Source organism: Vibrio sp. SCSIO 43155, from assembly GCF_023716605.1.
Lineage (GTDB): Bacteria > Pseudomonadota > Gammaproteobacteria > Enterobacterales > Vibrionaceae > Vibrio > Vibrio harveyi.
The window spans coordinates 3,282,743-3,295,321 of the sequence record NZ_CP071852.1; the positions used below are offsets into that span (position 1 = coordinate 3,282,743).

Here is a 12,579-nt window from a genome sequence, read left to right on the forward strand (position 1 = left end):
CTGATCCTTTGACAATAATGTGGTAGGTAACTCTCAAGTGCGAAAACAAAATCACCCAGTGCTACGCTCGGCTATTTTATTAACTTGTGCTTTATCTGCCACATATCCCCTCACCTCTTTCGCCGCAAGCCAACAAGAGCTCAAAGGCGTATCTAGCGAAATCAATCGCCAGAAAAAATCGCTAACTTCTCAAGAAAAACAGCTCAACGATCTGCAAAAATCGCTGAAAAGCCAAGAACTCGGTATCTCCAAGTTAGAACGCGAGATCAAACAAACCAAAGCAGACTTGGCACAAGCGGATCAAAACATCAGTAAGTTGGAAGAGAAGATTGCGCTGCAAGAAGCTCAACGCCAAGCACAAGAAGAAGAGCTCAAACAACTGATTCAAACCTACTACGTCACGGAGCGTGCGAAAGCCAATGGGCATCTCCTTAACGAAGGCGTAGAAGAAGATCGCATCAGCCAATACTTTCAACATCTTGCCAAAGCACGCGCGGAAGTCATTGATGCGATCACCAAAACCACCCAAGAGTTGGCGCACAACAAAAACCAACTCGAACTGGAAAAAGACCAAATTGAAACCTTGCTCAAACAGCAATCAGAAAAACGTTCGTCTTTAGCAAGCACGCAGTCGAAACGTAAAGGTACGCTGAGCAAGATTCAAAAGAGCATCAAAGATGACAAACGTTACTTAGCAGAACTGCAACGTAACGAAACCCGTCTAAAGGCCGAGATAGCGAAAGCAGCAAAACGTAATGCAGTACCGATGGACGGTATTGCAAAACAACGTGGAAAACTACCGTGGCCGTTGAAAGGTCGCGTACTGCACAGCTTCGGTACCAAACAAACAGGACAGGTAAACTGGAAAGGCATGGTGTTGTCTGCCAGATACGGTCAGCAAGTCAAAGCCGTTTACCCAGGCACCGTGGTATTTGCTGAATACCTGCGAGGCTACGGCTTAGTCGTGCTGCTTGATCACGGGAAAGGCGACATGACGCTTTACGGTTACAACCAAGCTTTGACCAAGAAAGAAGGTGATAAGGTGACCGCAGGTGAAGTGATTGCACTTGCAGGTGATACCGGTGGTCAAGACAGACCTTCACTGTACTTCGAAATTCGCCGTAACAGTGAAGCGCAAAACCCGAAATCTTGGTTAAAGCGTTTATAACTGCCGTTTATCATCGCAGTTCTAAACTGCACTATCGCGACACAAAAACAAAGGAGCCACTCGGCTCCTTTGTCGTATTCGCATTCAGAAAAATGCTAGGCGTAGTAAGTCTCTACTGCGTCGATGAAAGCACTGACATCGTCTTTGCTTAATGCATTAATGCCTGCTGCGGCTTCTCGCCCCCCACCTGTTGGGAACTGCCCACACACTGCCACCGCACCTTGCTTGTTATTCAGTGGCGCACGAAGAGAAACAGTGTAAGTGCCGTCAGCGTTTTCCGTTAACACCGCATGCGCAGAGTCTGGAGTTTGGTTTGCAAGCCAGTTGCCATAAACACCACTGATTCGGCGTGATGCCGCATTGTCTGGCAGTTCAAACAGCTTGAGCTTAGTGCTTTCGTGAGTCGCAGGGACGGCGAGTGCTGCGTCCATATCTTGCTGATAAGCCGATTGTAATTGATAGTAAGGTGACGCTTTATCTGCTATCGCATCGAATGGTGAAGCATATTGCTTTAATGCTTGATACAAGTCCGCAGGATGGAAATGAAGGTCGTCTACTTTCGAGCCATAACCGTTGTAATTAATCAACGTCCCGAGCTCTTTTAACTGCGCTTTTTGCGTTTCATTGAGTCCGGCTTTATCCGCCAACACATCCGCCTTAGCAATCAAGTTATCGCCATAAGCAGCAGTGATTGCCCAAGTATGGAAACGTCCTTCCAACAACTGATCGACAATCAAAGCAGTACACATATTAGCATCGAGGTCGATGTGCGCGTCCAAATTCCCATGCTGAGGGATCTCACCCGCTTTGTGGTGATCTGCGTAGAAAACATGCGCGCCTTGAGCTAAAGCTTGCTCTAAACCTACCATGTTCTTTTCCATTGAAATGTCCAACACCGTCAGTTCATCACCCGCTTGCACATCCACTTTCTCCACCAGCTTGATGTCGCGCTTTACGCCCGTCACCAACTCAGCGTTGATAGGATCCGCTAAACGCAATTGCAGCAATGCGATGATGCCGTCGGCATCGCCATTAAAAATGTCGTAATTCATTGAACGATAGTTCCTTTATCGAGAGTCATACCCCAACGGATGCTTTTAGGGTGCATGAATCCTATTGTGCGAAATGAGCACAGCAAGTCAACTCAAGGAGGGAGTTGAAAATGAGAGCTGCGCTCTAAACTTTAAGCGTAGAACCATACTCTCATTTTCTAGATTTAATAAGGAGGGAAAATAGTATTAACTGTGCAGTCGGCTCACCGCTTCTTCAAGCAGTAGCAATTGCTCCATACCTTGCTCGGTTGCCACTGGTTTAACGACATTGAGCATTTGCAGCATACCTTGTTTTACCATTTGCTCGGTAATTTCGGTCTTTGGTGACATCGCTGACTGGTAAGCTAACCAACTACACGCGATAAGGTGCAGTGTACAAACCAATGATTTCAACTGCTCTTGATCAACATTCAATAGTTTCAAAGACACAAACTCTTGCATGATCGCGATCAGGTTGGCTTGCAGCTTCTCTTGAACATCAATGTATTCATCATGCAGTTGTTCGTCTCGAGAAAGGATTTCGGGAAGATTCGCGTAGAAAAAACGGTACTTCCACATCAAAGTGAAGATCGAGTCGAGGTAGCTTTTCAGCATGGTCAGGCTCTCTTGAGAACCTTGAATAGGGGTAAAGCGTTCTAGCAGTTCCGCAGAGTATAGCGCGAAGATCTCACGCACAATTTCCTGCTTATTACGGAAGTGGTAGTAAAGGTTGCCTGGGCTAATTTCAATATGGTCAGCAATATGATTGGTTGTGATATTGCGCTCACCATGTTGGTTGAACAACTCCAGTGCGGCATAGACGATTTTGTCGCGCGTTTTCATGGTTATCGTATTCCCTCTTCATTAACGAATCGAGTATAGCGACTTCACCAACCTAGGTCGATAGAGGCTCCAAATACGGTAACATAGCAGACCAGTTAGAATACCAATCGAGTTCGCAATCAAGTCGAGCCAAGAGGTTTGGCGTCCCACATAACCTTGTAAAACTTCAATCACAGCGCTGAATAAAAGAATACTCAGTGCCACAATCCAACGCTGACGCCAACTTGCTACACAGAAGCAGCCCAAAAAGCCAAAACCACTGTACGCCATCGCATGCTGCATCTTATCCAAATATGCAATGTTGCCCCAATCTTGCAACTCTCCCGAGCTCAGAGACAAGTACGCAATCAAAGTCGCATAACTAAGCAGCACCAAACGTCCTGCGGTCAGGTTCATTATTTATCCTTAAGCAATAGGGAATGGAAAAGCGGTCACTTGGTCGATATGGTCACAACCCAGCGCCAACATGATCAGGCGATCAACGCCTAACGCCACACCTGCGCAATCTGGCAAACCTGCTTCTAATGCGCCAATCAAATGGTAATCAATCGGCTGTGGTTTCAAACCCATTTCCAGACGCTTAGCATTATCTTGTTCAAAACGCGCCAATTGCTCTTTCGGGTTATCCAGCTCGTGGAAACCGTTCGCCAGCTCAATGCCTTTGAAGTACACCTCGAAACGATCCGCCACTCGGTTGTCTTGCGGATTGATCTTTGCCAGCGCCGCTTGCGATGCAGGGAAGTCATACACAAATGCAGGCGCTTGTTGACCAATCTTAGCTTCGACACCAATACTGAAAAGTAGTTGCAGCAAGGTATCGCGATCCTCCTCAGGCTCAGCAATATCACTTAGCCCTAGCTTAGCCGCGACCACTTTTAGCTCTTGCATCGAGCCTTCTAAAGGGCACACGCCTAGCACATCAATAAAAGCTTGCTGGTAAGTCATACGTTCTGCCGCACCACACTTCAGCACCAGTTGAAGTAGGTCATCCATCTCATCCATCAACTTATGGTGATCAAAACCAATCCGGTACCACTCCAGCATGGTGAACTCGGGGTTGTGATGACGACCATTCTCTTCGTTACGAAACGCTTTGTTAATTTGGTAGATACAGCCGCTGCCCGCCGCCAACAAGCGCTTCATATGGAATTCAGGGCTGGTCATAAAGAACAGTTTGCTGCCGTCGGCATAACCCGGTCCAACAAACTCTGTTTGGAAGGTATGCAAATGAATGTCGGTCACCGTGGCGTGGCTCATGGCTGGCGTGTCAACTTCCATCACCTGTCGCTCGGCAAAGAATTGACGAATAGCGGTGATCAACGCAGCACGTTGACGAAGTTGTTCCATAGAAGCGGTAGGTTGCCAGGTCGTTTGCATAACAAGAGTCTCAATACATTGGTGAGCGAGGAAAATAGCAATTTTGGCACGCTTTGCCTAGTTCATCGATAGGGGATTCCTCTTAATTTCATCCGTCTAAATACGAATAAAACTCGATTAAAACTGAAGCAAGCATTTCACGTTCCACAGTACAAAAAACACTCACAATTAATCCTATTATCAATGAGGGTAATGTCGTGCAACACCTATGTAACATTGACCGAGTTTACGTTTATCCCTCAACCGTTTCGTGCCGTGATAGCAGTCACATAACCTAGAATTTCTATGCTCTTGTGTGCATTACCGGAGAAAAAACCCAAATACATCAATTTTTCTGCCATAAGGCTCCCCTACACTAACCCTACTACTTTTGAGGGATTGCCTTAAAACCCTTCCCTCACACTCACAATAACAAGCGGATTTCCGCAATCACACACTGGAGGATAACTGTGCAAATTATCACCACAGATATCGCAGTCATCGGCGCAGGCGGCGCTGGTCTTCGTACTGCTATTGCAGCGGCTGAAGCAAACCCGGACTTAGAAGTAGCACTTATTTCTAAAGTTTACCCAATGCGCTCCCACACGGTTGCTGCAGAAGGTGGCTCAGCAGCAGTTATCAAGGATGAAGATAGCTTAGACAACCACTTCAACGACACTGTTGGCGGTGGTGACTGGCTATGTGAACAGGACGTTGTTGAATACTTTGTAGAGAACGCGACTCGCGAAATGATCCAAATGGAGCAATGGGGTTGCCCATGGAGTCGTAAAGAGAACGGTGAAGTCAACGTACGCCGCTTTGGTGGTATGAAGGTTGAACGTACTTGGTTCGCTGCAGATAAAACTGGCTTCCACATGCTTCACACGCTATTCCAGACGTCGATGAAGTACGACAACATCAAGCGCTTTGATGAGTACTTTGTTGTCGACTTGCTTGTTGATGAAGGTGAAGTACAAGGTCTGATTGCAATCCACATGTCTGAAGGTGAACTGGTTACGATTAAGGCGAAGTCTGTCGTACTAGCAACGGGTGGCGCAGGTCGCGTTTACCACTGTAACACCAACGGCGGTATCGTAACGGGCGATGGCATGGCGATGGCTTACCGTCACGGCGTTCCTCTACGTGATATGGAATTCGTTCAGTACCACCCAACAGGTCTTCCTGGCACTGGTATCCTGATGACTGAAGGTTGTCGTGGTGAAGGCGGTATCATCGTCAACAAAGACGGCTACCGTTACCTACAAGACTACGGTATGGGTCCTGAGACTCCAGTGGGTCAACCTAAGAACAAATACATGGAACTGGGTCCTCGTGACAAAGTTTCTCAAGCTTTCTGGCACGAACAACAGAAAGGCAACACCATCAAACACCCTCTTGGTGATGTGGTGCACCTAGACCTTCGCCACCTAGGTGAAGAGTATCTACAAGAGCGTCTACCATTCATTTGTGAGCTAGCGAAAGCTTACGTGAACGTTGACCCAGCAAAAGAGCCAATTCCAATTCGTCCAACGGTTCACTACACCATGGGTGGTATTGAAACCAACGGCGAATGTGAAACTCGCATTAAAGGTCTATTCGCGGTTGGCGAATGTGCGTCTGTTGGTCTTCACGGTGCAAACCGTCTAGGTTCTAACTCGCTGGCTGAGTTCGTGGTATTTGGTCGCGTTGCGGGTGAACAAGCGGTGAAACGTGCTGCAGAATTCAAAGGCTGGAACGAAGAGTCTATCGCGACTCAGGTGAAAGCAGTTGAAGACCGCATTGCCGCTCTAATGAACCAAGAAGGTGATGAAAACTGGGCAGATATCCGTACTGAAATGGGTCACACCATGGAAGCAGGTTGTGGTATCTACCGCCAAGAAGACTTGATGCAAGCAACCATCGAGAAAATCACTGAGCTGAAAGAGCGTTACAAGAAAATCAGCATCAAAGACAAAGGCAAAGTGTTCAACACTGACCTTCTTTACGCTATTGAAGTGGGCTACGGTCTAGAAGTCGCAGAAGCGATGGTTCACTCTGCAATCCTGCGTAAAGAATCTCGTGGTGCGCACCAACGTCTAGACGATGGTTGCACAGAGCGTGATGACGTGAACTTCCTGAAACACTCGCTTGCTTTCTTCAAAGAAGATGCAGCACCAAGTATCGACTACAGCAACGTGACGATTACTAAGTCACAGCCTAAAGCGCGTCTATACGGTGAAGCAGCAGAGAAAGCAGCAGCAGCTGAAAAAGCCGCTGAAGCAGAAGCGAAGAAGGCAGAGGAGCAAGCATAATGTCATCAAACCGCATTCAAAAAGTCGACATTCTGCGTTACGACCCAGAGAAGGACGCAGAACCATATACTCAAACGTTCGAAGTACCTTTTGATGAAACCATGTCTGTGCTTGATGCGCTTGGTTACATCAAAGATCACCTAGACAAAGATCTGTCTTACCGCTGGTCTTGTCGAATGGCGATCTGTGGTTCTTGCGGCATCATGGTAAACAACGTGCCTAAGCTAGCTTGTAAGAGCTTCCTACGTGATTACCCGAATGGCGTGACTATCGAGCCACTAGCAAATTTCCCAATCGAGAAAGACTTGATCGTGGACATGACGCCGTTCATCGAGCGCTTAGAAGCTATCAAACCTTACATCATTGGTAACGACCGCAAACCAGAAGACGGCACAAACCTGCAAACGCCTGAGCAAATGGCGAAATACAAGCAGTTTGCTGGCTGTATCAACTGTGGTCTGTGCTACGCAGCATGTCCTCAGTTTGGTTTGAACCCTGAGTTCATCGGTCCTGCTGCTCTAACTCTGGCACACCGTTACAACCTAGACAGCCGTGACAACGGTAAAGATGAGCGCATGAAGCTGATCAACGGTGAAAACGGCGCTTGGGGTTGTACGTTCGTAGGTTACTGTTCTGAAGTTTGTCCGAAGAGCGTAGATCCTGCAGCGGCAGTAAACCAAGGCAAAGTAGAGTCTTCTATGGACTTCGTAATTGCTATGTTGAAACCTGATGGTTCACCGAAAAAAGTGGAGGCATAAGGATGAGCAACCGTAAACCTTACGTTCGTGAAGTAAAACGCACTTGGTGGAAGAACCATCCTTTCTACCGCTTCTACATGCTACGTGAAGCAACTGTGCTTCCTCTAATCCTGTTCACTATCTTCCTGACTTTCGGTCTAGGTTCTCTAGTGAAAGGTCCTGAAGCTTGGCAAGGTTGGTTGGAGTTCATGGCAAACCCTATCGTGGTAGCGATCAACATCGTTGCACTACTAGGTAGCCTGTTCCACGCACAAACTTTCTTCAGCATGATGCCACAGGTTATGCCAATTCGTCTGAAAGGCAAACCAGTGGATAAGAAAATCATCGTTCTGACTCAGTGGGCAGCAGTTGCGTTCATCTCACTGATCGTTCTCATCGTGATGTAAGGAGCTTGAGTAATGAAACCAAATTATAGTGTTAATACAGCACCGAAACGTTCTGATGAGCCAATCTGGTGGGGTCTATTTGGTGCCGGTGGTACTTGGTTCGCAATGATCACACCAATCACGGTACTCGTACTCGGCATCCTAGTTCCACTAGGTGTGATTGATGCGGAAGCAATGAGCTACGAGCGCGTATCTGAATTCGCAACCAGCATCATTGGTGCACTGTTCATCATCGGTACGCTAGCACTGCCAATGTGGCATGCAATGCACCGTGTACACCACGGCATGCACGACCTTAAATTCCACACGGGTGTGGTAGGTAAGATCGCATGTTACGCGTTTGCAGGTCTTATCTCTGCACTGGCTGTTGTCTTTATCTTCATGATTTAAGACGCTGACGGAAAATGAAAAAAGCTGGCACCTCGCCAGCTTTTTTATTGCCTGTTATTTGGTTTATCGTCAGCGCTATTCGTTTCAGACACTATTCAATAAAGGTCGCGATTTCATCCAGTGACTTTTTGTGCATTGCATGTTCTGGAATGGTTGCGTTTTCTTCCGGATAACCGGTCACAATCAACATGTATGGACGGTCAACATCGTTGTCTCGGCCACAAATCTTACTCAAGAAACTCATCGGCTTTGGCGTGTGAGTCAAGGTACCCAAACCGGCGTTATGCAATGCTTGAAGCAAAAAGCCTGTGGCAATCCCTACTGACTCGTGTACGTAATAATTGGTTTGTTCCCCATCATTGCTCATGCCACCTTTCTTTTGCGAAAACACAGCGATCAGCCACGGCGCTTTTTCCAAATACGGCTTACTGGCATTCGTGCCGAGTGGTTTCAGTGCATCTAACCATTCTTGCCCAGCTCGACCTTCATAGAAAGAACGTTCTAATTCTTCAGCGGCTTGGCGGATCTGCCCTTTCACTTCCGCACGGTTAATCGCAACGAAATGCCAAGGTTGATGGTTTGCCCCACTAGGTGCCGTACCTGCCGCTCGAATACAGTGCTCAATCACTTCTTTCGCCACTGGGCGATCAGAGAAACTTCGAATGGAATGACGGCGCTGAAGTTGCTCAAGATTATGTACAGCTCTTGCTGCCATTTCCTGCGGAGGGTATTCCACAAAATCATTGAGTGGATGGTGTTGCTCTTGGTTCGACATAGTGCTTCCTTGCGCTTGTTGGGTGTTGATTCACTATAGCCACAAATTTCCCCCTCGCCTTTTTATCTTCATAAAATCAATGTGATATTGAGATAAAGCGCAAATATTCAGCCGTATTTCACCAACAAAAAAGAGAGGCTGATAACTTGTATCAGCCTCTGTATTACTCTGATTTGTACAGTTATCAGAGCTTTTAGTCACCTATGATCTTATTGCTGTGTGACCTTCTTGGTTTGGTCCATTAAACCAAGAGCACCAAAGCCAGTAATCACATCAAGGTTGGTTTTCAGACCTGTTTCTTCACCACCACCAATGTAGTTTTGTGGCATCTGCACTTGGAAGTTTTGCAGGTTGTTGTACAGCGAGTTCGCCACGTCTCGATTCAACTCTGCCAAGTACACTTCTCTGTTTGCGCCCAATGCTGCATACTTCGCTTTCAAGACTTCCGCTTCTGCACGACCTTTTTCAAGAATCGCTTTTGCTTCAAATTCCGCAGACAAAGCATTGGCTTTTTGAATCGCTAGGTTAGCTTCCGCTACTGCTAGCTCTTTCTCTTTTTCCACCTCAGCCAGTCGCTTAGTTTTCTCTACTTCAACAATTTCACGCTCCGCAATTTGACGCGCAACTTCGACTTCTTTTTGCTGTGCGATGATCGCGAGCTCTTTGCTACGCTGAGCATCTTGTACTTCACGAGTACGTTGAATCTCTTTACGTAACTGCTCAGTCTCTGCCTGTGCTTTGGAGGTCTCTTGCTCCTGAATCGCACGAATACGGTCGGCAACTAGACGCTTCTTATCTGCCAACAACTGATCAAGCTGTTTCTCTGGCTGCGGGTCACCGATGGTCACCTGCGTCACTTGAATACCGTATTGCTGTAGCGGGTTATCCTGTCGGATTGGTTGCCCAGTTCCATCCACAACCGGAACCGTCTTCCACACCAATTGGTTAGTGCGTTGCAGTTGGTTCGCATTCGATTGGTTAGCACCTACTGGAGCAAGGTCTAGCTCTTCCACTTCTACCTGACGACGCTCAGTCAGATAAATGCCTTCACGCAGTTGATCACCCAGTTTGGATTTGAACTGGTTCAAACCACCTTGAAAGAACTCTTCCCCCGTGTACTGGGTCGCGGTAATCACTGTCACGTTACGTGCGTTCTTCACCAACAGGGCATCGATAAGGTTGCTGTTGTTGCGGAACTCTTTGTGCATCTTCTTAACCGCTTCAGGATCATTGCTGAGCTTAAAGCGGAATGTCACCGGAATTTGACCAATGTAGGTATCGGCAAAGCGAACCTGCACCGCATCAAGGCGTTGATAAAAATCCTCGCCCTTGCTGTTACCAAATGACACGGTGATCACTTGGTCATACTTGGTGATCTTAGACAGGAACGGCATACGAAAATGAATGCCCGGCTCCGTGAATACATCCAATTCACCGGTGATGTTGTTCTGATGCACATAGCTGTAACCCGCATCGGTCATTAGCACTGAGCTGTTAATCGTTAAGCCTATGGCCAGCAGCGGGATACCAAATACGGCTGCTTTCAATCCTTTATGTAGTAACTGACGTCTCTCTTCCACTTTTAAACCTCGTCCTAAGCCTCTGCTTTCCATTTTGTTCTCCTTTTTAGGTTGTCATTGAGTTAAATCGATAAAAATCAAATTGCTATACAACTCGCTGACAACGAGGACTAATGTATCAAATTGTGACATTAAGAAATAATCGAAAGATTCATGAAATAAATAAGATTTTTACGAATAATACAAAATCATTAAAAATTTGCGGAGGATATCGATGTTTTGCACAGAAGCATTAAAGGGAGGGGAATTGCAGACAATAAAAAAGGCCGCCGAAGCGACCTTTTTCATCAAATACGTTTGAGTGAATTACTTCACACGACCTACGTATTCAGCAGTACGAGTGTCAACTTTGATCACTTCACCGATTGCGATGAATAGTGGAACACGTACAACAGCGCCAGTTGATAGCGTAGCTGGTTTACCACCTGTGCCTTGAGTATCACCTTTCAGACCTGGATCTGTATCTGTAACTTCTAGCTCAACGAAGTTTGGTGGAGTAACAGTGATTGGGTTACCGTTCCAAAGCGTGATCATACAAGTGTTGTTTTCTACCAACCACTTAGCGTTGTCGCCAACTGCTTTCGCGTCTGCAGCGATCTGCTCGAAAGTTTCGTTGTTCATAAAGTGGTAGAATTCGCCGTCTGAATATAGATAATCTAGGTCGATATCCATTACGTCTGCCACTTCACAAGTGTCACCAGACTTGAATGTTTTCTCTAGCACTTTACCAGAAAGAAGTTTACGAATTTTAACGCGGTTGAACGCTTGGCCTTTACCTGGTTTAACGTATTCGTTTTCCAGAATTACACAAGGCTCGTTATCAAGCATTAACTTAAGGCCGCCTTTAAATTCATTGGTGCTAACTGTAGCCATTTTTTCCTCTTACATTCTTAGAGCTAAATTCAATGCCGCACATAATAACCCGAAAAGTCGAATCTGTTGAGCAAAACTGGCTCAAACAGTTAGCGAATGGGATCTCTGATCCTGCAAAATTGCTGGAAATGTTGGAAATTGATCCATCGCCATGGCTGGACGGGTTTGCTGCGCGCAAGCTGTTTGCACAGCGTGTACCGCAAAGTTTTGTCGATAGGATGGAAAAAGGCAATCCTTACGATCCACTTTTACGCCAAGTATTACCTTTGAGCGAAGAATTTGAGGTCCATGAAGGCTATTCCAATGATCCGCTAGAAGAGCAAGACAATGACATTCCGGGATTACTGCACAAGTATCGCAACCGCGCCTTGATGATTGTGAAAGGCGGCTGCGCGGTGAATTGCCGTTACTGCTTCCGCCGCCACTTCCCTTATCAAGAAAACAAAAGCGGCAAGCAAGCATGGACTAAGTGCCTTGAGTACATGGCACAACAACCTGAGCTAAACGAAGTGATCTTCTCTGGTGGCGATCCTTTGATGGCAAAAGACGATGAGATCCACTGGCTATTGGAGCACATCGCACAAATTCCACATATCAAACGCCTGCGTATTCACAGCCGTTTGCCTGTCGTGATTCCTGCTCGTATTACTGATGAGCTATGTCACCTACTTCGCGCTTCTCGTCTGCAAATCATCTTGGTAACTCATATCAACCACGCCAACGAAATCAACGCTGAGTTTGCCGCTCAAATGGCGAAGTTGAAGCAGGCTGGCGTTACCTTGCTAAACCAGGGGGTACTGCTGAAAGACGTTAACAACAGCGTTGAAGCACAAGTTGCACTGAACGAAGCGTTATTTGATGCTGGCATTTTGCCTTACTACTTGCACGTTTTAGATAAAGTCCAAGGCGCGGCACACTACTTTGTTTCCGATGAAGAAGCGAAAGGGCTCATGCGTGGCGTAATCACGCGAGTGTCTGGATATTTAGTGCCTAAATTGACCCGTGAAATTGGGGGTCGACCAAGTAAAACACCACTGGATCTGCATCTAGAGTAAGTTGCTTGCCGTATAAAGATTGTCGTTACGAGTAAAAGCTTTTGTTCGCTCAGGCGGTCTTATCTATGCATAC

At 46.7% G+C, this 12,579-nt stretch carries 13 protein-coding genes; 6 read left to right on the forward strand and 7 right to left on the reverse strand.

What is annotated here, in order from left to right:
- Window positions 1–19: 19 nt before the first annotated feature.
- Window positions 20–1,168: a murein hydrolase activator EnvC family protein gene (locus J4N44_RS15630; protein ID WP_005448319.1), complete on the forward strand. Its 1,149-nt coding sequence runs from the start codon at window positions 20–22 to the stop codon at window positions 1,166–1,168.
- 95 nt (window positions 1,169–1,263) lie between these two features.
- Here J4N44_RS15630 and J4N44_RS15635 read toward each other — a convergent pair whose 3' ends face one another.
- The 4 genes from J4N44_RS15635 to epmA all read right to left on the reverse strand — a co-directional run bounded on the left by J4N44_RS15635 (window position 1,264) and on the right by epmA (window position 4,419).
- A complete protein-coding gene (locus J4N44_RS15635; RefSeq protein WP_005448318.1) occupies window positions 1,264–2,220 on the reverse strand; it encodes an acetyltransferase in 957 nt (318 codons plus the stop codon).
- Between the two features lie 186 nt (window positions 2,221–2,406).
- Window positions 2,407–3,042 carry a TetR/AcrR family transcriptional regulator gene (locus J4N44_RS15640; RefSeq protein ID WP_005448317.1) on the reverse strand — a complete coding sequence of 212 codons (636 nt, stop codon included), beginning with the start codon at window positions 3,040–3,042 and terminating at the stop codon, window positions 2,407–2,409.
- A 21-nt stretch (window positions 3,043–3,063) separates the two neighbouring features.
- Window positions 3,064–3,438 (reverse strand): VanZ family protein, encoded by a 375-nt coding sequence (locus J4N44_RS15645; RefSeq protein ID WP_005448316.1) that lies wholly within the window; start codon window positions 3,436–3,438, stop codon window positions 3,064–3,066.
- A 9-nt stretch (window positions 3,439–3,447) separates the two neighbouring features.
- On the reverse strand, window positions 3,448–4,419 hold the full coding sequence (gene epmA, locus J4N44_RS15650) for an elongation factor P--(R)-beta-lysine ligase (protein ID WP_029789516.1): 972 nt from the start codon (window positions 4,417–4,419) through the stop codon (window positions 3,448–3,450).
- Window positions 4,420–4,868: 449 nt separating this feature from the next.
- On the opposite strand from epmA, the gene frdA reads away from it, so the two are divergent.
- From frdA to frdD, 4 genes are read left to right on the forward strand one after another with little or no spacing between them, the layout of a single operon-like run.
- Window positions 4,869–6,689: a fumarate reductase (quinol) flavoprotein subunit gene (gene frdA, locus J4N44_RS15655; RefSeq protein ID WP_005448312.1), complete on the forward strand. Its 1,821-nt coding sequence runs from the start codon at window positions 4,869–4,871 to the stop codon at window positions 6,687–6,689.
- Entirely contained in the window at window positions 6,689–7,447 is a 759-nt protein-coding gene (locus J4N44_RS15660; RefSeq protein WP_005425032.1) for a succinate dehydrogenase/fumarate reductase iron-sulfur subunit, read from the forward strand. Before frdA ends, J4N44_RS15660 begins: the two co-directional genes overlap by 1 nt.
- A 2-nt stretch (window positions 7,448–7,449) precedes the next feature.
- Complete coding sequence (gene frdC / locus J4N44_RS15665; protein ID WP_005425044.1) at window positions 7,450–7,833, forward strand: fumarate reductase subunit FrdC; 384 nt, start codon at window positions 7,450–7,452, stop codon at window positions 7,831–7,833.
- A gap of 12 nt (window positions 7,834–7,845) precedes the next feature.
- Window positions 7,846–8,223: a fumarate reductase subunit FrdD gene (frdD, locus tag J4N44_RS15670; RefSeq protein ID WP_005425034.1), complete on the forward strand. Its 378-nt coding sequence runs from the start codon at window positions 7,846–7,848 to the stop codon at window positions 8,221–8,223.
- A gap of 91 nt (window positions 8,224–8,314) precedes the next feature.
- Here the strand turns inward: frdD and J4N44_RS15675 are convergent, their stop codons facing one another.
- The 3 genes from J4N44_RS15675 to efp all read right to left on the reverse strand — a co-directional run bounded on the left by J4N44_RS15675 (window position 8,315) and on the right by efp (window position 11,451).
- Window positions 8,315–8,998, reverse strand: a complete 684-nt coding sequence (locus J4N44_RS15675; protein WP_239924175.1) for a nitroreductase family protein — start codon at window positions 8,996–8,998, stop codon at window positions 8,315–8,317.
- 209 nt (window positions 8,999–9,207) lie between these two features.
- Window positions 9,208–10,611: an SPFH domain-containing protein gene (locus tag J4N44_RS15680; RefSeq protein WP_005425046.1), complete on the reverse strand. Its 1,404-nt coding sequence runs from the start codon at window positions 10,609–10,611 to the stop codon at window positions 9,208–9,210.
- 273 nt (window positions 10,612–10,884) lie between these two features.
- Window positions 10,885–11,451: an elongation factor P gene (efp, locus tag J4N44_RS15685; RefSeq protein ID WP_005425036.1), complete on the reverse strand. Its 567-nt coding sequence runs from the start codon at window positions 11,449–11,451 to the stop codon at window positions 10,885–10,887.
- A 32-nt stretch (window positions 11,452–11,483) separates the two neighbouring features.
- Here efp and epmB point away from each other — a divergent pair, with 32 nt between their 5' ends.
- Complete coding sequence (gene epmB, locus J4N44_RS15690; RefSeq protein WP_252044626.1) at window positions 11,484–12,506, forward strand: EF-P beta-lysylation protein EpmB; 1,023 nt, start codon at window positions 11,484–11,486, stop codon at window positions 12,504–12,506.
- Window positions 12,507–12,579: the final 73 nt, after the last annotated feature.